The following is a 20,212-nucleotide window of genomic DNA, read 5'->3' as shown; positions in this document are numbered from 1 at the left end:
CGGTGGTGAACTGAGGTCGCCCGCGGCATCGCGTCTTACCCGACGAGGCCCGACTCGTAGGCGATGATGACCAGCTGGACGCGGTCGCGGGCGTCGAGCTTGGTCAGCAGGCGGGCGACGTGGGCCTTCACGGTCGCGACCGTGATGTGCAGGTCGGCGGCGATCTCGCCGTTCGACCTGCCGCGGCCGATCAGCGTGAGGACCTCGCGCTCGCGGTCGGTGACGGCCGGCAGCGGCCGGCGCGCCCGCGCCGCGGGCTCCACCGGCGCGAGGAACCGCTCGATGAGCAGCCGGGTGACCCGCGGCGCGATGAGCGCGTCGCCGTCGGCGACGACCCGGATGGCGGCGAGGATGTCGTCGAGCGCCATGTCCTTCACGACGAAGCCGCTCGCCCCGGCCCGCAGCGCCCCGTGGACGTACTCGTCGTCGTCGAACGTCGTCAGGACGAGCACCCGCGGCGGGTCCGGGGCGGCGGTGATCCGCCGGGTCGCCTCGATGCCGTCCATGCCGGGCATCCGGATGTCCATGACGACCACGTCGGGCCGGGTCTCGCCGGCCAGCCGCACCGCGTCCCCGCCGGAGCCCGCCTCGCCCACGACCTCCAGGTCGTCGGCGTCGGCGATGAGCACCCGCAGCGCGCTGCGGATCAGCGGCTGGTCGTCGACGAGCAGCACCCGCACCGCCGGCGCGGTCGTCATGGCGCGTCCGCCGGGATCGGGATGCGGGCCGTCACCCGGAAGCCGCCCTCCGGCCGCGGGCCGGCCGCGAAGTCGCCGCCGAGCAGCGCGACGCGCTCGCGCATGCCGGGGATGCCGTAGCCGCCGCCGGCCGGCTCGCCGCCGCGGCCGTCGTCGACGACCTCGATCACGAGTGCTTCGGGGTGTCGCTCGACGAGGACGTCGCAGCGGGGGGTGCCCGCGTGCCGCGCCACGTTCGTGACGGCCTCCTGGATGATGCGGTACGCCGAGAGGTCGACGTCCGGCGGCAACGGCCGCTCGTCCACGCCGCCGCGGACCTCCACGTGCAGTCCCGCGTCGCGGGAGCGTGCCGCCAGCCGGTCGAGGTCGGCGAGGCCCGGCGCCGGGTCGAGTGAGGCGGCGCCCGGCTCCGGCTCGGCCCGCCGCAGCGTGCCGAGCATGCGCCGCAGCGACGCGAGCGTCTCCCGGCCGGTGTCCTCGATGACGGCGAGGGCTTGGCGCGCCTCGTCCGGCCGCTTGTCGATGACCCGCCGCCCCATGCCGGCCTGCATCGCGATGACGCCGATGCTGTGCGCGACCATGTCGTGCAACTCCCGCGCGATCCGCAGCCGCTCCTGCTGTACCGCGGCCCGCGCGGACTCGGCGATCCGGGCCTGCGCGAACTCGCGGCGCTGCCGGACGCTGTTGCCGATGAACCACGCGGCAAGCATGGCGAGGACGTACTGCAACGCCCAGCCCTGCATGTCCGCCGGCCGGATCTGGAACGCGACGACCCCGCCGGCCTGCACCACCAGTACCCCGGCGGCCGTGACGACCGAGACCCACCGGCGGCTCGTGGCCGCGACGAAGGCGACGGCGATGTCGACCGCCACCATCTGGATGAGCCGCATGTCGGCGTGGATGTTCGTCGCGCGCAACTGGGTCCCCACGACGAGCTCGAACAGCGCCACAAACACCAGCAGCATCGCCAGCGCCGCGAACGGCCGTCGCCACAGCACGCCGGCGAGCAGCGCCATGGCAACCACCGGCATGACGTAGAACGGCATGTGCAGCGGGTCGCCGGCGAAGACCCAGGCGGCGAACAGCAGCGGCGAGAGCACGAACCCCGTCCACGCCAGCACGGGGCGTCGCCTCGGGGTGGCGGGACGGGGTGCCATGGCGCCGATGGTAGCCGCCGGTCAGGGGCGGTTTCGTCGGTCCGTGGAACTACGCCCGTGGGCTAATGCCGCCCGCGCGGTTGTGGTCGCCGGCCGGATGTCCGCGGCGCCCGGCTCCGGGACCGTGATGGCATGACGAGGGAGATGACATGCCCCGCCGGTTGCTGAGCGGGCTGGCGGCCGTCGCGGTGGCGCTCGCCCCGGCGGCCGGGACGGTGCTGGCGGCGCCCGGCGCTGCGGAGGTCGTGCCGCCGCCGGGGATCGAGGCGTGGCGGGCCGACGCCCGGCACCTGCCCGACCCGATGACCGCCGATCCGGCGGACGTCCGGTGGTTCCTCGACGGGCTCGGGCCGGACGGCCGGCGGGAACTGGCCGCCGCGTATCCGGGCGTCGTCGGGAATCTCGACGGGGCGCCGGTCGGCCTGCGGTACGAGGCGAACCGCCAGGCGATGCGGGCGGCGGGCGAGCCGTATGCCGGGCGGGAAGGCGACTTCCTGCTGTTCGACCCGCGCGGGCAGGGCCGCGTCGCGCAGGTCTTCGGCGACCTGACGGCCGCGCGGCGGATCGCCGTGCTGGTCCCCGGCGCCGGCAACCGGGCCGGGAACTTCTGGCGGGGCGTCGGCGGCCGGGCGCTGCGCTCGCCGGCGCTGCAGGGCCTCGGCATCCTGGAGGAGGCCCGGCGGTACGGGACTGCCGCGAACGGCTTCGCCGTCGTGGTGTGGCTCGGGTACGACGCGCCCGACGGCATCGACCTCCCGGCGGCGCGGGAGGACCTGGCGCGGGCCGGGGCCGAGGCGCTGGTCCGCCTCGTGGCCGGGCTGGCCGCCGTCCGCCCGGACGCGACGATGGCGCTGCTGGGGTACAGCTACGGCTCCACCGTCATCGGCCTGGCCGCCCGCCGGCTGCCCGCGGCGGTCACCGACATCGCCGCGTTCGGCAGTCCCGGCATGGGCGTCGCCACCGCGGCGGAGCTCGGCACCACCGCCCGCGTGTGGGCGGCGCTGTCCCCGCACGACGTCATGCGGTTCGTGCCCGGCGTGCGGCTGTCCGGGCTCGGGCACGGCCGGCAACCCGCGGACCCGGCGTTCGGCGCGCGCCGCTTCGCCGCCGACGGCGTCGCCGACCACGACCACTACCTCGCGCTCGGCACCGACGCCCAGGAGAGCCTCACCCGGATCGCCGTGTTCGGCGACGACCGGCCGGAGGTCCGGCCGTGACCGCCGGGCTCGCGGCGCGCGTCGAGCGGCGCACGCCGGCCGGCCGCGACCGCACCGTCGACGCGCTGCGGGCGGTGTCGACCGCCGGGGTCGTCGCCGGGCACTGGCTGGTCTCGGCCGTGGTCAGCGACCCGTCCGACCCGTCGCGGCTGCACGGCGAGAGTCCGCTGTCCTCGGCGCCGTACCTCGCGCCGGCCAGCTGGCTGCTGCAGACCCTCGGCCCGTTCTTCTTCGCCGCCGGGTACGCGGCGATGCGCAGCCGCGGGCGCACGCGCGCCCGCCGGCTGCTCCGCCCGGTGCTCGCCTTCGCCGCGGTGTGGGTCTCCGCCTTCGCCGTGCTCGCGGCCGTCGGCGCGCCGCAATCCACGCGGCACGTCGTCGGGTCGCTCGTGACGCACCCGCTGTGGTTCCTGCTCGCGTACCTGGCGCTGTCGGCGCTGACGCCGGTGCTGCGCCCGCTCGTCGCGCGGGCCGGTCCGTGGGCCGCGGCACCGCCCCTGGCGCTCGTGGCGCTCACCGATGCGCTGCGCGGGTCCGATGTACCGGCGTGGTGGGTCCTCGTCATGGTGCCGGTGGGTTGGTCGGTGCCGTACCTGCTGGGCATGGCCCTCGCGCAGGGGCGCCTGCCCCGTGGGGCCGGCCTGCCACTGCTCGCCGCCGGTGTGACCGGCGGGGCCGCGCTGGTGCTCTGGTTCGGCTACCCGGCGTCGGCGGTCGGCGTGCCGGGCGACCGGTTCTCCAACCTCGACCCGCCCTCCCTGTTCGCGATGGCGCTGGCATCCGCCCAGCTGGGGTTGTACCTGCTGGTGCGTCCGTGGCTGGCCGGGGTGCTGCGCCGCCCGGCGGCGTGGGCCCCGGTGGCGCTGCTCAACCTGGCCGCGATGACGGTGTTCCTGTGGCACCAGACGGCGCTGCTGCTGGTGACGTTCGCCGCCCTGCCCGCCGGCCGTCCGCGGGGCCTGCTCGACCCGCCGGACGGCACGTGGCCCCTCGCCCGGCTCCTGTGGCTGCCCGCCTTCGCCGCGGCCCTGGCCGCGTTGACCGCCGTCTTCCACCGCTTCGAGGCTATTCGTCGAGAGCCGCTGCCAGGTGGCCGAGATGATCCGCAACGGGTCCGGCAGTGAGCATGCCGCTGCCGGCCCCGGCCAGCTCGTCGGCCGCGGGCGTCAGTTCGGTCCGGGCCCGTTCCATCATCGTGCGGTCGCCCAGCGCGACCGCGGCCTGGGCGGTGAGGCACCACAGCGCCTCGAACAGCAGGTCGCGGGGCGGCTGCGGGGTGCGGCGCAGGGCCGCGGCGGCGTCGGCCGGGCGGTCGCGGGCGAGCAGGACCAGCGGGCGCGCCCACGGCTCGTACGGCCCCCAGTCGGTGTCGTCGTCGAAGTGGGCCGGCTCGCCGTGCCACACCCGCAGGCACAGCAGCGCCAGCGGGAGAAGCCCCCGGTCGACCCCGGGCATGCCGGCGCCGGCAAGCCGTGCCGCCGCGTCCCGGTAGGCGGCCTCCGCGGCCTGCGCCGAGGACCCGGTCGCGGCCAGGCGCAGCGCTCGGTACCACCGCGTGAACACGCCGACCAGCGGGGTTTCGTGCCGCTCGGCGAGCCGGTCCGCGGCGGCGGCGTGTTCGTCGGCGGCGGCGAAGTCGGCAAGGGCGCTGCGGGCCTGCAGCCGGATGAGGTGACCGAGGATCTCGAATGTCACCAGGCCGTTGCGGGCGCAGAGGGTGATGAGTTCGGCACCGATCTCGTCGCGGTCGGGAGCGAGGCCGGCGCGGTGGAAGGTCTGCATGAACACGCCGTTGAGGGCGAAGGCCAGCAGGGCCGGGTCGCCCAGGCGGCGGGCGATCCGTTCCGCTTCCCGGGCAGCCTCGAGCCCGCGCGCGGCACGGCTGCCACGCGACTCCACCGCGATCGTGGCCAGCAGGCGAGCCCGGGTGGCGGCCGACGCGCCGGGGAGCAGGGCGGCCTGGGCCCGCTCGGCCGCCGCCACGACCTGCGCGGCCTGCGCCGGATCGTCCGAGCGGGTCCAGATGGCCGGGACGTCGTAGCCGCCGATCACCCGGGCGGTGAGCTCGGCGTCGCCCAGCTGCTCGGCCGCGGCGATGGCCGCGAGTCGCTGGGAGCGTGCCGCCTCCAGCCCGCTCGGCCCGGTCACCGCGAGGCTTCGCAGCAGGCCGACCGTCGACTCCAGCCGGGCCCGGGAGCCGGCCGCCACGGCGCGGTCGTATGCCGCCGCGGCGTCGGCCCAGATTTGTTCCGGCCCCGGCGAGCCGGCGCCCCCGCCGATCCGATCGGACTGCTGGAGGATGTCGACCTCCAGGCGACCCAGCCGCGGGCTCGGATCGAGCCCGAGCTGATCGAGCAGCAGGCCGCGAGCCCGGCGCAGTACCGCGAGCGCGTCCCCTTGACGTCCCGTGCGGTACAGCGCCAGCGCCAGCAGCCGCCACGCCTCTTCCCGCCAAGGGTGCTCGGCCACGTGGGCGTCGAGATCCGGCACCACGTCGGCGGCGCGCCCCAGCGCCAGCCGCGCCTCGGCGTGCTGCTCCAGCGCGTTCAGTCGGAGCTGTTCGAGCCGGGACCGCTCGGCGCCGGCCCACGGCTCGTCCTCGAAGCCGGCGTACGCGGGGCCTCGCCACCAGCTCAGGGCGGCGTCGAGAAGCTCGGCCGCCCTGGGTGGCGGCGCGCCGGACGCGGCGGTGACCGCGGTGTCGAACCGCCAGGCGTCAACGGTGTCCGGCGCGGCCCGAAGCGCGTAGCCGGGGCCCGCGGTGACCAGCAGCCGGGCGGGTTCACGCGCCGGGCGCTGCGGTTCGAGCGCGCGCCGCAGCGCCGCCACGAACGTGCGGACCGCGCTCACCGCGCCGGGAGGAGGTTCCCGCCACAGGTCGTCGACGAGGCGGCCGACCGGAACGACCTGGCCGCGCGCGACGACCAGCCGCGCGAGCACCGCGCGATGCCTCGGCCCCTTCACGTCGATCGGGGTGCCGGCGTCGTCCCACGCCACGACGGGCCCGAGCACACCGAACACGACCCGCATCCGACCAACGTATCGCGCTCATCGGTTGCTCATCGGCGACCGGCACGCTGGGCTGGTTCACCGACGAGAAAGGGACGAATCGTGGGCTCTGTCATTCCCGGTTTCGACTATCGGCGCGTCGCCGTCGCTGACGGCGTGGCGCTGAACGTGGCGGTGGGCGGCACCGGCAGCCCGCTGGTGCTGCTGCACGGCTTCCCCCAGACCCACCTGATGTGGCGGCACGTCGCCGCCGAGCTGAGCGTCGACCACACCGTGATCTGCCCGGACCTGCGCGGCTACGGGGCGAGCGACAAGCCCGCGGAGCGCGACGCCGACACGTACTCGAAGCGCACCATGGCCGCCGACATCGTGGCCCTCGCCGCCGGACTCGGCCACGAGCGCTTCGCCCTGGCCGGCCACGATCGCGGTGCGCTCGTCGCCATCCGCGCCGGACTCGACCATCCCGGCACGATCACCCATCTGGCCGTGCTCGACGTGCTGCCGACCCTCGACATGTGGGACATCCTGCACGGGTCCACGGCCGCGGTCGCGTTCCATCTGTACCTCATGGCCCAGCCGCCCGGACTGCCCGAGCAGCTGATCAGCGCGAGCGCCGACGCCTTCTTCGGCCACTTCCTCGATGTCTGGGCCCGTGACCCGCAGGCCATCCCCGCAGACGTGCGGACCGAGTATCTGCGTGCCTCCCGGGAGGCGGTGCCGTCCATCGTCGCCGACTTCCGCGCCTCGGCCGGCATCGACGCCGAGCACGACCGGGCCGACCGGGCCGCCGGGCACCGGATCGGCATGCCGGTCAGCGTCGTGCAGCAGGACTGGGGAGCCGCCCTCGGCTACGACGCCGCCGCCTTGTGGCGTCCCTGGGCCGCCGACCTGGAGCACCGCACGACGACCGCCGGGCACTTCATGGCCGAGGAGGCGCCGGAGGAGGTCATCGGGTTGCTGCGGTCCCTGCTCGCGCGATGACACCGTGGGACCGGTCGCGCATGTCGGGCAGGCGTTGTGCCACCTTCCCGTGCGCCGGCCGGCCTAGGTGTCGTCGCCGGGTGAGCCCCGGTCACCGGAGGCGCCGGGTGGCCGGGGCGCGTTGAGGTCGTACCGCACGCCGAGCATGCGGATCAGGAAGCAGACCGCCGCCGCTGCCAGCGCGGCCGGCACGCCGTAGATGCCCACCCGGACGGCGGCGACGGTGATCGCGGCTCCGACGAGGGCGGGAATGGCGTACAGGTCGCTGTGCAGCACCGACGGGATCCGCCGGACGAGGGTGTCACGGATCGTGCCCCCGCCGACCCCGGTGATCATGCCCAGCAGGATCGCGGGGCCGGTGCCGAGCCCGAAGGCCAGTGCCTTGCTCGCGCCGATGACCGCGAACACGCTCAACCCGATCGCGTCGAGCACCAAGATGGGTGTCTCCAGCCGGTGCAGCCTCCTGCTGAGCGCGAAGGCGATCAGCCCACCGGCGGCGGCGAGGGTGAAGAAGCGCCAGTCGCGCAGGGTGGCGGGTGGTACGGCGCCGATGAGGACGTCGCGGATGATGCCACCGCCCAGCGCGGTGATCATGCCGAGCGCGACGACGCCGACCACGTCGAGCCGCGCCGCGCGGACCGCCGTCAGCGCGCCGTTGAGCCCGAAGGCGAAGGTGCCGGCCAGATCCAGGGCGAGCAGCACGGGCGGTTCGAACGTCACACGGCCCGCATACCCAGCGAGGAACCGGGAAGTGCTGGGGAAGCGCGGGAAGCACGGGAGGGGCCCAATGACCGGGGACACCTCGACCGGTACGGTCCTCGTCGCCGAGCGGAGCTGGGACGGGCTGGCCGACGCGCCGTGCGCCCACACCGAGGTCGCGGTGCGCGGCGGGCGCATCGCCGCGGTCGGCGACCGGGTCGGGCGCGACGGCATGCGGGTGATCGACCTCGGCGACCGCATGCTGCTGCCAGGGTTCATCGACTGCCACATCCACACCACGGTGGAGCCGTCCGCCCTGCTCACCGCGTTCGTGGCGGGCCCGGCAACGGTGCTGGCCCTGCGGGCCCTGCCGGTGCTGCGGGATCTGCTGGACCGTGGGTTCACCACCGTGCGGGACCTGGCCACCTTCGCGGCCGAACCGCTCACGGTCTACCTGCGCGACGCGATCGCCGACGGCCTGATCACCGGGCCGCGCATGCTCGTGGCCCCGCACCTGATCTCGGCCCGCGGCGCCCACGGCGACATCTCCACGCTGCTCGCGCCCGAGTACGGCCGCGAGATCGGCGTGCTCGCCGACGGCCCCAGCGCCGTCACCCGCGCAGTGCGCGAGGAGATCCGGGCCGGCGCGGACTGGATCAAGTTCGGTGCCACCGGCGGGTTCGGCACGCCCGCCGACGACCCCGGGCAGGCCACCTACACCCAGCAGGAGATGGACGCCCTGGTGGCCGCCGCCGCCGATCTGGGCGTCCCGTGTACCCCGCACGCCTACGGCGACGACGGCATCGCCCGCGCCGTGCGGGCCGGTGCGCGCTCCATCGAGCACGGCAACCTCGCCTCGGCCGAGACCCTGTCGCTGATGCAGCGGCGCGGGGTGTTCCTCGTGCCCACCCAGTACATGGTCCTCGACGCGCTGGACCACCTCGACGACGAGGACTACTGGCTCGGCAAGGACCCCGCCGAGCGCGAGAAGTTCCGCCGCTACGCCGACCGGCTCCGCGACAGCGCCCGCAACGTGGCCGCCAGCGAGGTGCGCATCGCGTTCGGCACCGACGCCGGCATGTTCCCGCACGACCAGAACTGGAAAGAGTTCGCCGCGATGGTGCACTCCGGCATCACCCCGCTGCGGGCGTTGCGCGCCGCGACCAGCACCGCCGCCGACCTGCTGCGGCGGTCCGACCTCGGCCGGATCGAGCCCGGCGCCACCGCGGACCTGGTCGCCCTGGCCGGCAACCCGTTCGACGACATCGACGCCACCGGCGGGGTCGACTTCGTCATGCGCGACGGTGCCGTACACCGCCCGGTCGACGCATCGTGACGGTGACCGCCGTCAGGCGGTCAGCATGCTGCGGGCCTGGCCGAGGCCGCCGACCGTTTCCCGCAGCGCCGCGACGATCGACGTCTCGATGTCCGGCCGGAGCCGGGTCACCGGCACGGAGACGCTCACCGCGTCGACCGCCGGCGTCGCCAGCGGCACGGCCATCGCGAAGCACATGATGCCCTCGGCGTTCTCCTCCCGGTCCACGGCGTATCCGGCCGCTCGCACGGCGGCCAGGTCAGCGTGGAAGGCGCGGCGGTCCGTGACGGTGTGCGGGGTGAGCCGCTGGAGGGGCCAGGTCAGCATCCGGTCGGCCGCCTGGTCCGGGTGCTCGGCGAGCAGCGCCTTGCCCAGCGCGGTGGCGTGGGCCGGCAGGCGGCGGCCGATCGCGCTGTAGAGGCGCAGGCGGTGGGTCGACTCGCGCTTGGCGAGGTACACGACCTGGTCGCCGTCGAGGCGCCCGAGGTGGACGGCCTCGCCGAACCGTCGCGCCAGTTCGTCCAGGACGCCGCCGAGCAGGCCGACGGTGTCGTCCCCGTCGAGGAAGGCGGCGCCGACCTGGAGCGCGCGCATGCCGAGGCGGAAGCGGGTGCCGGTGTCGTCGGTGCGCACCCAGCCGCGGCTGGTCAGCGTGCGCAGGAGGCCGTGCAGGCTGCTCTTCGGGATGTCGAGCGCGCGGGCGAGGTCGACCAGTGTCCAGGCTCGGGGCTGGTCGGCGAGCAGCTCGAGCAGGTCGAGCGTGCGTCCGGCCGACTTGACGGGCTGGAAGTCCTCTTGCGCAGTGGGCACGGCGCAACTGTAGCGAACCGCTTGGCGCCTCCAGTATGGTCATGTACGTGATTACCGTTCATATGGGTGAACAACTCCGGATCGGCAGGGTGCTGCCGGTCGTGGTCATCGAAGACGCCCGGCACGCGGATGCGCTCGGTACTTCCCTGGTCAAGGGTGGCCTCGCCGTCGCCGAGGTGACGCTGCGGACCGATGCCGGGCTCGACGCCATCAGGTCGCTCGCGGTCAGGGACGACCTCGTCGTCGGCGCCGGCACGGTGCTGACCGCCGCGCAGGCGGATGCGGCGATCGCGGCCGGTGCCCGGTTCGTCGTGACACCCGGCTTCGCGCCGGCCGTGGTCCGCGCCTGCCAGGACGCCGGTGTGCCAGTGTTCCCCGGCGTCGCCACCGCCACCGAGATCCAGATGGCCGTCGACGCCGGCCTCGGCATCGTCAAGTTCTTCCCGGCGCAGCAGCTCGGCGGGGCGAAGACGATCAAGGCGCTGTCGGGGCCGTACCGCGATGTGCGGTTCATCCCGACCGGCGGCGTCACCACCGCCGTCATGCCGGAGTACCTGGCCCTGCCGGCCGTGCTCGCGGTCGGCGCGACCGCGATCGCCCCGGCCGACCTCATCGCCGCCGAGCGCTGGGACGAGATCACCACCCGCGCGGCGGAGGCGCTCGCGGTGGCAGGGGGTGCGGCATGAGCGGCCTGACCCCGCGGTCGAAGGACGACTGCCGGTTCGACCTGGTCTCGCTCGGCGAGGTCATGCTGCGGCTCGACCCCGGCGAGGGCCGCGTCCGCACCGCCCGCCAGTTCCGTGTCTGGGAGGGTGGCGGCGAATACAACGTCGCCCGTGGCCTGCGGCGCTGCTTCGGGCTGCGGACCGCGATCGTCACCGCGTTCGCCGACAACGAGGTCGGCCGGTTGCTCGAGGACCTCATCCTGCAGGGCGGCGTCGACACGAGCCTCATCAGCTGGATGCCCTTCGACGGAATCGGCCGCAGCGTGCGCAACGGGCTGAACTTCACCGAGCGCGGCTTCGGCGTGCGCGGTGCCGTCGGCACGTCGGATCGCGGGCACACCGCGGCCAGCCGGCTCGAGCCGGACGACGTCGACTGGGACCATCTCTTCGGCACGCTGGGCGTGCGGTGGCTGCACACCGGCGGCATCTACGCGGCCCTGTCGGAGACGGCGGCGCGGACGGTGGAGGCCGCGATGACGGCCGCCCGCCGGCACGGCACGATCGTGTCCTACGACCTCAACTACCGGCCCAGCCTGTGGAAGGCCGTCGGCGGCCAGGACCGTGCGCGGGAGGTGAACCGCCGTCTCGCGGGCCTCGTCGACGTGATGATCGGCAACGAGGAGGACTTCACCGCGTGCCTCGGCTTCGCGGTGCCGGACACCGACATCCACAGCGGATCGCTCGACGCGGGCAACTTCAAGTCGATGATCGAGGCGGTGGTCCAGGAGTACCCCAACTTCAAGGTCGTCGCGACCACCCTGCGAGGCGTGCGCAGCGCGACGGTGAACGACTGGGGCGCCGTGGCGTGGGCCGGCGGCGCGTTCGCCGAGGCGACCCACCGCCCCGGACTGGAGATCCTCGACCGGGTCGGCGGCGGTGACAGCTTCGCGTCGGGCCTGATCTACGGCCTGCTGGAACGCGACGGCGACCTGCCGACGGCCGTGGAGTACGGCGCCGCGCACGGCGCGCTGGCGATGACCACTCCCGGCGACACCTCGATGGCCAGCCTTGCCGAGGTGGAGGCGCTGATGCGCGGCGCCGGGGCCCGCGTCCAGCGCTGACGGAGAACCGGGAAGGCCGTTCGGTGGCCACGTCGGCGTGTGCGGGTGCACGCCGGGGTGGCCACCGATCACGTCAGGTCCAGGAGTCGAGCTGGATGGGGTTCTGCGGTAGGAACTCCCCGTTGTGCTCGCCGACGAACTCGCCGTCGCGCGCGACGACCTGCCCGCGCACGAGTGGATCACGTTCGGCTTCGCGCAGAGCGTCGACGAGGCCGTGTACGACGCGCTGAGCGACATGACCGCGCTGGTGCAGGACCTGTTCGGCTTCGAGCGCAAGGAAGCGCTGAACCTCTGCAGCCAGACGGTCGACCTGCGGGTCACCCAGATCGTCAACGGCGTCGTGGGGGTGCACGCGGCGCTTGCGCACGGTGCGATCCGTCCCAAGGTCGAGGTCGATCCCGCGGCCTGGTGGTCCCTCGTGCCGGCCGCAAGGGGCCCGGCCAGGCCGAGTGGCTCGTCCGAGCCCTGAACCCGGCCGGGATCTCAAGGCCACCTCAGGCGATGGTCCGGGTTTGCGGCGGCAGATCGAACTCGTCGTCGCGCATGCGCAGCAGCGCGTAGGAGGCGCCGGCGAATCCGGCGGCGGCGACCCAGAGGCCGAGACCTTGGGCGATGTAGCCGGGGACGAGGCCGGACACGAACGGGTGGGTGAAGCCACCGATCGCCAACGCCCAGCCCATCCACGCGGGTGCCGCCTTGCTGCGCCACAGGGCCAGGCCGAGCAGCAGCAACCCGACGGTGATGCCGATGATGAACAGCAGCCCGGCGAGCTGGCCCAGCAGGTAGTTCTCCTGCGCGTCGGACAGCGCGGTCATCGCCGGCACGTCAAGGTGTTGCTCGGCGGTCAGGTAGGCCAGCCGGTCTCCGTTGGGGATCAGCGGGAATCCGGCCAGGTCGCCGACGAGCGCGAGCAGCGCGCCGATCGTGGCCAGCCGGGGCGCGCCGCGGCGGGCCACCCACGCGACGGCGAAGGTGGCCGGGATCAGCCCGACCAGAAACGGGGTCTCGATCCACTGCAAGGCCCCGATCAGGCCGAGGTGGTCGGTGGTGTCCTGCACGCTCTGCGGAAAGGTGGCGTTGCTGTCGCTGGGCCACAGGATGTAGTACAGCCCCTGGGCGAGCATCGGCAGCGGCGCGATGACCGCGAGCAGGACGCGCCAGAAGCCGCGGACGTCTTTGGGCGGCTTGCCGGCAGCGGCGGTGGTGCCGGCCGGTTGGGTGTCGGTGTGCATGACGAGTCTCCGTTCAGCACGCGGCCGGGTCAGGCGGCCTGTGCGGTTCTGGGACGGCGGACGGCGTAGGTGATCGACAGGGCGGTGCCGGCGATGCTGAGCACGAGGCCGATGACGGCGCCGTCACTGCTGTTGGCCATGGCGACGATCGCGCCGATGAGATTGAGCCCGCCGACGGTGATTACCGCCGGGGTGGCCCACGGGGCGGACCGGAGCAGCCCGATCGCGGCCACGATGCCGACGAGGCCCAGCACGCTGACCAGCCACGCGACGACGGCGGGTAGTTGGGCGGCGGAGGGGTCAAGGCCGACGGGAAGGTTGAGCAGCGACATGATGATCGTCGCGATGGCGGCGGTGTAGCGGATCGTCCTCATGACGACCTCCCTGAGTAGGCTCGCGTTGGTGGGTTCAGCCTCGGCCGGGGGCCGATCACCGGCCCAGGGGTGGCCTTCCTGGACACACCACCGCCGGTCCCGCCCTCCGGCGACGCATTCCCGGCCGGGCGGGAAACGGTTCCCGCCAGGCCGGGAAACGCGGCCGTTGATCACCTCTGGGGCCGGCCGGATACTGGTCGTATCGAGACGTCACCGATGCAGCCGCCCCGGGACGGCAGCCGATGGGCCGCCGCCATCCTGGTCGCTGTCCTGCTCGGCGTCGCGTTCCTGATCTTCTGGCCGGTCGCCGGCCGGCCGCTGCCGAACCCCGACCATGTGCCCGCGGTCTGGCTGGAGCCCCTCGTCACGATGGTCGCCTATGGGGTTGCCGGTGCGCTGCTGGTCGACCGGCGCCCCGACCTGCCGTTCGGGTGGCTGCTGTCGGGCGCGGCGCTGCTCGTGGCCGTCCAGGCGGTGCTGGTGCCGCCGGCCTTCGCGGCGGTCGTCGACGGCGGCAACGGCAGCGCGGCGCGGTGGGCGCTGACGACGACCGCGTTCGGGTTCGCCCCGATCGCCGCCCAGGGTCTGATCAACATCCGGTTCCCGGGTGGCCGCCCCGCGACCAGGTGGGAGGGGCTCCTGGAAAAGACGATCATCGCGGGGACCGTCCTGGTGATCCTGGGCGGGCTGCTGAGCGGGTCGACCCTGCGTGACGTCGCCGGCGACGCGGGTGGGTTGACGCATCCACTGACCGGTGGGACGGCGATCGGCGCGGTCGCCGATGCGCTGCAGGTGCTCGCGCCGGTGGTGGTGCTGCTCGGGCTCGTCGCCGGGATCGGTGTCGTCGTCCGGTGCGTGAGGGCATCGGGAACACTCCGGCAGCAGCTCAAGTGGCGGGCCGCGGGCGTGGTGGTAGCCCTGCTGCTGTTCCCCCTCGCGGTGACCGGCCGCCTGCCGGCGGTGACCAACAGCGTGGACGCGGTCGTGTTCGTGCTGACGCTGGTGATGCCGGTGATGCGCTACCGGTTGTGGGCGATCGACACCGTCGTGCGCCGTTCCCTGGTGTACGGGGCCACGGCCGTCGCGATGATCCTGGCCTTCGCCGGCCTGTCGGCCCTGGCCGTCATGGCCGTGTCCCGGCAGGTCGGGGTGCCGGTCGCCGCCGCACTCGTCGCGGTCTCGTTCGTACCGCTGCGCGATCGCGCTCAGCGGCTGGTCGACCGGCTGTTCTACGGCGGCCGGCAGGACCCGCACCGGACCCTGCGCGATCTCGGCCGGCGGCTGAACACGGTGCCCGGCGGCGACGCTCTGGCCTCGTTCGGTCACGCCACCGCCACCGCGCTGCGGCTGCCGCACGTCGCCATCCAGCGGACCGACGGCACCGCCATCGCCACCTTCGGCGCGGCGGTCGAGCCGATGCGGCGGTGGCCGCTGACCTACGACGGGCAAGTGGAGGGCTACCTGGTCGCCTCCGCGCGCCGCGGTGAGGACGGCTTCGACGTCCGCGACGACGCGCTGCTCGCCGACATCGCCGGCCAGCTGGGCCTGGCGTTGCACACCCGGATACTGACCGGCGAGCTGCTGGCCTCGCGGCAGCACATCGTCGCCGCCAGGGAAGAGGAACGCCGGCGGCTGCGCCGCGAGCTGCACGACGGGCTCGGTCCGGTCCTGACCGCGATCGGGCTGAATCTCGACGCCGCCCACGCGCGGCTGAGCACCGACACCGACAGCGCCGGCCGCCACATCCGCGACGCCAGACAGGCCACCACCCAGGCCTTGCGCGACCTGCGCAAGGTGGTCCACGGGCTGCGCCCCCCGGTGCTGGACGACCTCGGCCTGGCCGGGGCGCTGCGATCGCAGGCCACCCGGCTCGCCCCGGACGCACGTCCGCGCATCGACGTCGACATCGCCGACCTGCCGCACTTGCCGGCGGCGGTGGAGGTGGCCGCCTACCGCACCGCCATCGAAGCGATCACCAACGTGGTCCGGCACAGCGGCGCCGACCATTGCCGGGTCCACCTGCACGTCGCGGGCAACCAGCTGCTGCTGCGTGTCACCGACGACGGTGCTCCCACCGGCCGGCCCTGGCCGCCCGGAGTCGGGATCACCGCGATGCGGGAACGCGCCGCCGAGCTCGGCGGCACCTGCCACGCCGGACCCGCCGCCGCCGGCGGCGGCGCCGTCACCGCAAGCTTCCCGCTCCAGGAGACGCCATGATCCGTGTGCTGATCGCCGACGACCACCCGCTGGTGCGGCAAGGGCTGCGGTCGGTCATCGACACCGCCGACGACATGGAGGTCGCCGGCGAGGCCGGCGATGGCCGCCACGCCGTCCGTCTGTCCGTCGAGCAGCAACCCGACGTGATCATCATGGACCTGCAGCTCCCCGAGTTGCACGGCATCGACGCCACCGCCCAGATCAATGTCCAGGTGCCGGCCGCGGCGGTCCTCGTGCTCACGATGTTCGACGACGACGCCACGGTGTTCGCCGCCGTCCAGGCCGGGGCGCTCGGGTACCTGATCAAAGGCGCTGACGGCGCCGACATCCTCGCCGCGATCCGGGCGGCGGCGGCCGGCCAGCCGGTCTTCGGGGCGGCGCTGGCCGCACGTCTGCGGAGCTGGTTCGCCACGCCGCCCACCAACGGCGACCTGTTCCCGGAGCTGACCGCCCGCGAACGCGACATCCTCGACCTGCTCGCGGCGGGGCTGTCCAACGCCGAGATCGGCCAGCGGCTGCACCTGTCACCCAAGACCATCGCCAACAACATCTCGGCGATCCTGACCAAGCTGCACCTGACCCAGCGCAGCCAGGCCATCGTCCGCGCCCGCGACGCCGGCCTCGGCCGTCCCCGCTAAGGGTCGTTCGCAACGTCCGGTGTGGTGCCGGGCCTTCCGATAAACCTACTTATCCCATAGGATTCAGCGACTAGTTCGGTGGGTCGTGAGGGGATGAACGTGGTTGCCGAGAGCGCGGTCCGGCCGGCGCGACCGGGCAATGCCGGGCGGGGCGAGTGGGGTCGCAGGTGGGGGCTCCGCCTGGTCGCGCTGCTGGCGCTCGGCGTGCTGTGGCAGGTCACCGCGACCGTCATGCACAACCCGGCGTTCATCCCCTCGCCCGGCGCGGTCTGGCACCGCCTCGTGCAGACCTCGACGACGCACGACGGCGTGCGCGGCTACAGCGGGCACCTGCTCATCGAGCACCTCGGCGTGAGCCTGCGCCGCATCCTCATCGGCTCGGCGATCGGCGTGACCGGCGGCCTGCTGGTCGGGGTCCTGATGGGCGCCGTCGGCTGGGTCCGGGTGGTGACGGAGCCGGTGGTGACGTTCGTGCGGGCGTTGCCGCCGCTGGCGTACTTCAGCCTCTTCATCATCTGGTTCGGCATCGACGAGACGCCGAAGCTGTGGCTGCTGTCCATCGCCGCCCTGCCGCCCGTCGCCGTGGCCACCGCGTCGGCGGTCTCCGCGGCGCCGACGGCGCTCGTCGAGGCGGTCCGCGCGCTGGGCGCCTCCCGCTGGGCGGCGATTCGCGACGTCGTGCTGCCCAGCGCCCTGCCCGAGATCTTCACCGGGATCCGGCTCGCCGTCGGCATCGCGTACTCCTCGGTCGTCGCCGCCGAGACCATCAACGGCGTCCCCGGCATCGGCGGGATGGTCCGCGACGCGCAGCGCTACTCGCAGACCGATGTCGTCGTGCTCGGCCTCTTCGCCATCGGCCTTTCCGGGCTCGCCATCGACGCCGTGCTCCGGGTCATCGAACAGCGCCTCATCCCGTGGCGCGGCAAGTACTAACCCGAAGGAACCTCCGTGCGCCTCAAACTCCTCGCCGCTCTCACCGCCTCCGCCGCGCTGCTCGCCGCCTGCGGCAACGGCGCGGCGAGCGGATCCCCCGATACCGCGCAGAAGACGATCCGGATCGCCTACCAGGCGTTCCCCAGCGGCGACCTGATCGTCAAGCATCAGCGGCTCCTCGAGCAGGCGCTCCCCGACTACAAGATCACCTGGACGAAGTTCGACTCGGGCGCCAGCATCAACACCGCGTTCGTCGCCGGCAGCGTCGACATCGCGGCGATCGGCTCCAGCCCGGTCGCGCGCGGGCTGTCGGCGCCGTTGAACATCCCGTACCAGGTCGCGTTCGTGCTCGACGTGGCCGGCGACAACGAGGCGCTGGTCGCCCGCAACGGCACGAACATCAACAGCGTCGCGGACCTGCGCGGGCACAAGGTCGCCACGCCGTTCGCCTCGACCGCGCACTACAGCCTCCTCGCCGCGCTGGACAAGGCCGGCGTGAAGGAGTCCGAGCTGACCCTCGTCGACCTCGAACCGCAGGACATCCAGGCCGCCTGGACCCGTGGCGACCTCGACGCCGCCTACACCTGGCTGCCGTCGCTGGACGAGCTGAAGAAGACCGGCAAGGTCCTCATCTCCAGCCGCGAGCTTGCCACGGCGGGCAAGCCGACGCTCGACCTCGGCGTGGTCTCCACCGCGTTCGCCACCGCCCATCCCGACGCGGTCGACGCCTGGCGCAAGGCCGAGGCGAAGGCCCTCGACATCATCGCCGGGCAGCCCGACGCCGCCGCGGACGCCGTCGGCAAGGAGCTCAACATCTCCGCCGCCGACGCCAAGCACCAGCTCAGCCAGGGCGTGTTCCTCAAGCCGGCCGACCTGTCCAGCAGCGAGTGGCTCGGCACCGAGGGCAAGACCGGCGACCTGGCCAGGAACCTCCTTGCCGCCGCCCAGTTCCTGAAGGCCCAGAACAAGATCGACGCGGTGCCCGACGCCGCCACCATCGAGAAGGCGATCTACACCAAGGGATTGCCCGGTGTCCTCGCCGGCTGAGCCCGGCGCGCCGGCCGTCCAGGTCGACGGGGTGGAGCACCGCTACGCCGCGGTGAGCGCCCTCGGCCCGCTGGACCTTTCCGTCGCCGAGGGTGCCTTCCTGGTACTGGTGGGAGCCTCCGGATGCGGCAAGAGCACCCTGCTGCGGTTGATCGCCGGCTTCGAGCGCCCGAGCGCCGGACGGGTTCGCGTCGCCGGTGCCGAGCCGGTGCCCGGGCGCGGTGCGGGGCTGGTGTTCCAGGCGCCGCGGCTGCTGCCGTGGAAGACCGTCGGCGGCAACGTGGACCTGGCCCTGCGCTACGCCGGCGTCCCGCGCGAGCAGCGGCCCGCGCGGGTCGAGCAGCTGCTGGACCGGGTCGGGCTGCACGACGTCGCCGGGCGCCGGACCTGGGAGATCTCCGGCGGGCAGCAGCAGCGGGTGGCGATCGCGCGCGCCCTTGCCGTACCGAACCCGCTCCTGCTGCTCGACGAGCCGTTCGCGGCCCTGGACGCGCTCACCCGCGAGCGGCTCCAGGAGGACCTGCGGCGGGTGAGCGCCGAGAGCGGGCGCACGTGCGTGTTCGTGACGCACAGCGTCGACGAGGCGGTGTACCTGGGCAGCCGGGTCGTCGTGCTGACGAGCCGGCCCGGCCGCATCGCGCTCGACCGGGACATCGACCTGCCCCGGACCGGCATCGAGCCCGACGAGCTGCGCGGGCTGCCCGGCTACGCCGCCTACCGGGCCGAGATCGGCCACGCGGTGCGCGCCGCCGCCGACGAATCCGAGAGAGTCAGGAGCCTGGTATGAAACTCGATCCGCTCGGGCCTTCCTTCGGCGCCGAGGTGTTCGGCGTCGACCTGGACCGCGCCGCCGACCAGACCATCGTGGACATCCGCGCCGCGCTGGTGGAGCACAAGGTGCTGTTCTTCCGCGACCAGCAGCTCGACGACGACGGCCAGGTCCTGCTGGGCCGCCGCCTCGGCGAGCTCACCGCTTCGCACCCGGTCGTCGGCGGCGTCGACGAGGCCCATCCGGAGATCTACGCGCTGGACAGCGCCGACAACGGCTTCGCGGACGTGTGGCACACCGACGTGACGTTCATGAAGCGCCCGCCGCTGGGCTCGATCCTGCGCGCCGTGACGCTGCCCCCGTCCGGCGGCGACACCAACTGGGCCGACAGTCAGCTGGCCTACGACTCGCTCTCCGCGCCCGTGCGGCGGCTGGCCGACCAGCTGAGCGCGGTGCACGACGGCAACCGCGAGTTCGGCTACTACCTGGCCCAGCGCCGCGGCGGCCGCGGCAGCGTCTGGGAGGGCGAGGTCGTCACGCGCTTGGACCCGGTCGAGCACCCGGTCGTGCGCGTCCACCCGGAAACCGGCCGCCGCGGCCTGTTCGTCAACCCGGGCTTCACGTCACACGTCGTCGGCGTGTCGGAGGCGGAGAGCCGCGGCATCCTCGACCTGCTGTACGCGCACCTGACGAAGCCGGAGCACATCGTGCGCCACCGCTGGCGCCCCGGCGACGTGGCGATGTGGGACAACCGCAGCACCGCCCACTACGCCAACCGCGACTACGGCACCGCCCACCGCGTGATGCACCGCATCACGCTGCGCGGCGACGTCCCGGCCGGTCCGGTGGTGTAGCCCGCCGTCGGGGCACTGGCGAAGCTGCGCGCGTCAGGATCACGCTGCGCGGCGACGTCCCGGCCGGTCCGGTGGTGTAGCCCGCCGTCGGGGCACTGGCGAAGCTGCGCGCGTCAGGATCACGCTGCGCGGCGACGTCCCGGCCGGACCGGCGGTGTAGCCCGCCGTCGGGGCACCGGCGAAGCTGCGCGCGTCAGGGCGCGGGGCGATGCGGGCCCTGTCCTGCCCGCATCGCCCCCGCCGTTCAGTGCGGCCCGCGGGGCCGGATCCGGTAGGTCACCGGTGGCGCGAGCGCGTCGGCCGTCCCGGCCGGGCCGCGGACGGCGACGACGACGAACGGCGCGTCGTACCGCCGCCGGTCCACAGTGGAGTGACGCTTGCGGGCGTGCTGGCTCGACATGGCTTCCTCGCGATCGGGGGCGGGCGAACTGTCCGGTGAAGGATTCCCTCAGGCGGGACAGGACGCCGACCACACC

Annotated in this window: 21 protein-coding genes; 13 read left to right on the top strand and 8 right to left on the bottom strand. The window is 73.8% G+C overall.

Going from position 1 to position 20,212, the window contains the following annotated elements:
• Window positions 1-35: 35 nt before the first annotated feature.
• On the bottom strand, window positions 36-698 hold the full coding sequence (locus ABD352_RS25315; RefSeq protein ID WP_344614965.1) for a response regulator: 663 nt from the start codon (window positions 696-698) through the stop codon (window positions 36-38).
• Complete coding sequence (locus tag ABD352_RS25310; RefSeq protein ID WP_344614964.1) at window positions 695-1,855, bottom strand: sensor histidine kinase; 1,161 nt, start codon at window positions 1,853-1,855, stop codon at window positions 695-697. The genes ABD352_RS25315 and ABD352_RS25310 overlap by 4 nt, the downstream gene beginning before the upstream one ends.
• Before the next feature lie 149 nt (window positions 1,856-2,004).
• On the opposite strand from ABD352_RS25310, the gene ABD352_RS25305 reads away from it, so the two are divergent.
• Both ABD352_RS25305 and ABD352_RS25300 read left to right on the top strand, forming a co-directional pair.
• Entirely contained in the window at window positions 2,005-3,072 is a 1,068-nt protein-coding gene (locus ABD352_RS25305) for an alpha/beta hydrolase (RefSeq protein WP_344614963.1), read from the top strand.
• Window positions 3,069-4,196: an acyltransferase family protein gene (locus ABD352_RS25300; RefSeq protein WP_344614962.1), complete on the top strand. Its 1,128-nt coding sequence runs from the start codon at window positions 3,069-3,071 to the stop codon at window positions 4,194-4,196. Before ABD352_RS25305 ends, ABD352_RS25300 begins: the two co-directional genes overlap by 4 nt.
• Here ABD352_RS25300 and ABD352_RS25295 read toward each other — a convergent pair.
• Window positions 4,138-6,102 carry an AfsR/SARP family transcriptional regulator gene (locus ABD352_RS25295; protein WP_344614961.1) on the bottom strand — a complete coding sequence of 655 codons (1,965 nt, stop codon included), beginning with the start codon at window positions 6,100-6,102 and terminating at the stop codon, window positions 4,138-4,140. The genes ABD352_RS25300 and ABD352_RS25295 overlap by 59 nt on opposite strands.
• 81 nt (window positions 6,103-6,183) lie before the next feature.
• Between ABD352_RS25295 and ABD352_RS25290 the strand changes: the two genes are divergently transcribed.
• Complete coding sequence (locus tag ABD352_RS25290) at window positions 6,184-7,062, top strand: alpha/beta fold hydrolase (protein WP_344614960.1); 879 nt, start codon at window positions 6,184-6,186, stop codon at window positions 7,060-7,062.
• A 63-nt stretch (window positions 7,063-7,125) separates the two neighbouring features.
• Here the strand turns inward: ABD352_RS25290 and ABD352_RS25285 are convergent, their stop codons facing one another.
• The gene (locus ABD352_RS25285) at window positions 7,126-7,782 is read right to left on the bottom strand and encodes a trimeric intracellular cation channel family protein (protein ID WP_344614959.1); all 657 of its coding nucleotides are present in this window, start codon (window positions 7,780-7,782) and stop codon (window positions 7,126-7,128) included.
• A 67-nt stretch (window positions 7,783-7,849) separates the two neighbouring features.
• Here ABD352_RS25285 and ABD352_RS25280 point away from each other — a divergent pair, with 67 nt between their 5' ends.
• A complete protein-coding gene (locus ABD352_RS25280) occupies window positions 7,850-9,097 on the top strand; it encodes a metal-dependent hydrolase family protein (RefSeq protein ID WP_344614958.1) in 1,248 nt (415 codons plus the stop codon).
• Window positions 9,098-9,109: 12 nt separating this feature from the next.
• Here the strand turns inward: ABD352_RS25280 and ABD352_RS25275 are convergent, their stop codons facing one another.
• Window positions 9,110-9,886, bottom strand: a complete 777-nt coding sequence (locus tag ABD352_RS25275) for an IclR family transcriptional regulator (protein ID WP_344614957.1) — start codon at window positions 9,884-9,886, stop codon at window positions 9,110-9,112.
• 47 nt (window positions 9,887-9,933) lie between these two features.
• On the opposite strand from ABD352_RS25275, the gene eda reads away from it, so the two are divergent.
• The 3 genes from eda (at window position 9,934) to ABD352_RS25260 (ending at window position 12,141) form a co-directional block, all read left to right on the top strand.
• Window positions 9,934-10,572 carry a bifunctional 4-hydroxy-2-oxoglutarate aldolase/2-dehydro-3-deoxy-phosphogluconate aldolase gene (gene eda / locus ABD352_RS25270; protein WP_344614956.1) on the top strand — a complete coding sequence of 213 codons (639 nt, stop codon included), beginning with the start codon at window positions 9,934-9,936 and terminating at the stop codon, window positions 10,570-10,572.
• On the top strand, window positions 10,569-11,672 hold the full coding sequence (locus tag ABD352_RS25265) for a sugar kinase (protein ID WP_344614955.1): 1,104 nt from the start codon (window positions 10,569-10,571) through the stop codon (window positions 11,670-11,672). Before eda ends, ABD352_RS25265 begins: the two co-directional genes overlap by 4 nt.
• A 124-nt stretch (window positions 11,673-11,796) precedes the next feature.
• The gene (locus ABD352_RS25260) at window positions 11,797-12,141 is read left to right on the top strand and encodes an acetamidase/formamidase family protein (RefSeq protein WP_344614954.1); all 345 of its coding nucleotides are present in this window, start codon (window positions 11,797-11,799) and stop codon (window positions 12,139-12,141) included.
• 25 nt (window positions 12,142-12,166) lie between these two features.
• Here ABD352_RS25260 and ABD352_RS25255 read toward each other — a convergent pair whose 3' ends face one another.
• Both ABD352_RS25255 and ABD352_RS25250 read right to left on the bottom strand, forming a co-directional pair.
• Window positions 12,167-12,904: a hypothetical protein gene (locus ABD352_RS25255; RefSeq protein ID WP_344614953.1), complete on the bottom strand. Its 738-nt coding sequence runs from the start codon at window positions 12,902-12,904 to the stop codon at window positions 12,167-12,169.
• Window positions 12,905-12,933: 29 nt separating this feature from the next.
• On the bottom strand, window positions 12,934-13,278 hold the full coding sequence (locus tag ABD352_RS25250; protein ID WP_344614952.1) for a hypothetical protein: 345 nt from the start codon (window positions 13,276-13,278) through the stop codon (window positions 12,934-12,936).
• Window positions 13,279-13,494: 216 nt separating this feature from the next.
• Here ABD352_RS25250 and ABD352_RS25245 point away from each other — a divergent pair, with 216 nt between their 5' ends.
• The 6 genes from ABD352_RS25245 (at window position 13,495) to ABD352_RS25220 (ending at window position 19,736) form a co-directional block, all read left to right on the top strand.
• A complete protein-coding gene (locus ABD352_RS25245) occupies window positions 13,495-15,495 on the top strand; it encodes a sensor histidine kinase (RefSeq protein ID WP_344614951.1) in 2,001 nt (666 codons plus the stop codon).
• A complete protein-coding gene (locus tag ABD352_RS25240; protein WP_344614950.1) occupies window positions 15,492-16,133 on the top strand; it encodes a response regulator in 642 nt (213 codons plus the stop codon). Before ABD352_RS25245 ends, ABD352_RS25240 begins: the two co-directional genes overlap by 4 nt.
• A 93-nt stretch (window positions 16,134-16,226) precedes the next feature.
• On the top strand, window positions 16,227-17,066 hold the full coding sequence (locus ABD352_RS25235; RefSeq protein ID WP_344614949.1) for an ABC transporter permease: 840 nt from the start codon (window positions 16,227-16,229) through the stop codon (window positions 17,064-17,066).
• A 15-nt stretch (window positions 17,067-17,081) separates the two neighbouring features.
• Window positions 17,082-18,113, top strand: a complete 1,032-nt coding sequence (locus ABD352_RS25230; RefSeq protein WP_344614948.1) for a taurine ABC transporter substrate-binding protein — start codon at window positions 17,082-17,084, stop codon at window positions 18,111-18,113.
• The gene (locus tag ABD352_RS25225) at window positions 18,097-18,900 is read left to right on the top strand and encodes an ABC transporter ATP-binding protein (RefSeq protein ID WP_344614947.1); all 804 of its coding nucleotides are present in this window, start codon (window positions 18,097-18,099) and stop codon (window positions 18,898-18,900) included. The genes ABD352_RS25230 and ABD352_RS25225 overlap by 17 nt, the downstream gene beginning before the upstream one ends.
• Window positions 18,897-19,736, top strand: coding sequence for a TauD/TfdA dioxygenase family protein (locus ABD352_RS25220; protein WP_344614946.1), 840 nt, complete (start codon window positions 18,897-18,899; stop codon window positions 19,734-19,736). The genes ABD352_RS25225 and ABD352_RS25220 overlap by 4 nt, the downstream gene beginning before the upstream one ends.
• Before the next feature lie 244 nt (window positions 19,737-19,980).
• On the opposite strand, the gene ABD352_RS25215 is transcribed toward ABD352_RS25220, so the two are convergent.
• Complete coding sequence (locus ABD352_RS25215) at window positions 19,981-20,136, bottom strand: hypothetical protein (protein ID WP_344614945.1); 156 nt, start codon at window positions 20,134-20,136, stop codon at window positions 19,981-19,983.
• Window positions 20,137-20,212: the final 76 nt, after the last annotated feature.

This window comes from Dactylosporangium salmoneum, assembly GCF_039532525.1.
Classification (GTDB): Bacteria; Actinomycetota; Actinomycetes; order Mycobacteriales; family Micromonosporaceae; genus Dactylosporangium; species Dactylosporangium salmoneum.
The sequence above is the reverse complement of the archived record's forward strand: the minus strand, read 5'-3'. Positions and strand labels throughout refer to the sequence as shown.

Bases quoted from the DNA above. Each gene is read 5' to 3' on its own strand.
- ABD352_RS25315 (WP_344614965.1), bottom strand. From the start codon at position 698: ATGACGACCGCGCCGGCGGTGCGGGTGCTGCTCGTCGACGACCAGCCG.
- ABD352_RS25220 (WP_344614946.1), top strand. From the start codon at position 18,897: ATGAAACTCGATCCGCTCGGGCCTTCCTTCGGCGCCGAGGTGTTCGGC.
- ABD352_RS25215 (WP_344614945.1), bottom strand. From the start codon at position 20,136: ATGTCGAGCCAGCACGCCCGCAAGCGTCACTCCACTGTGGACCGGCGG.
- ABD352_RS25250 (WP_344614952.1), bottom strand. From the start codon at position 13,278: ATGAGGACGATCCGCTACACCGCCGCCATCGCGACGATCATCATGTCG.
- ABD352_RS25235 (WP_344614949.1), top strand. From the start codon at position 16,227: ATGAACGTGGTTGCCGAGAGCGCGGTCCGGCCGGCGCGACCGGGCAAT.
- ABD352_RS25245 (WP_344614951.1), top strand. From the start codon at position 13,495: ATGCAGCCGCCCCGGGACGGCAGCCGATGGGCCGCCGCCATCCTGGTC.
- ABD352_RS25305 (WP_344614963.1), top strand. From the start codon at position 2,005: ATGCCCCGCCGGTTGCTGAGCGGGCTGGCGGCCGTCGCGGTGGCGCTC.
- ABD352_RS25280 (WP_344614958.1), top strand. From the start codon at position 7,850: ATGACCGGGGACACCTCGACCGGTACGGTCCTCGTCGCCGAGCGGAGC.
- ABD352_RS25295 (WP_344614961.1), bottom strand. From the start codon at position 6,102: ATGCGGGTCGTGTTCGGTGTGCTCGGGCCCGTCGTGGCGTGGGACGAC.
- ABD352_RS25310 (WP_344614964.1), bottom strand. From the start codon at position 1,855: ATGGCACCCCGTCCCGCCACCCCGAGGCGACGCCCCGTGCTGGCGTGG.
- ABD352_RS25265 (WP_344614955.1), top strand. From the start codon at position 10,569: ATGAGCGGCCTGACCCCGCGGTCGAAGGACGACTGCCGGTTCGACCTG.
- ABD352_RS25255 (WP_344614953.1), bottom strand. From the start codon at position 12,904: ATGCACACCGACACCCAACCGGCCGGCACCACCGCCGCTGCCGGCAAG.
- ABD352_RS25240 (WP_344614950.1), top strand. From the start codon at position 15,492: ATGATCCGTGTGCTGATCGCCGACGACCACCCGCTGGTGCGGCAAGGG.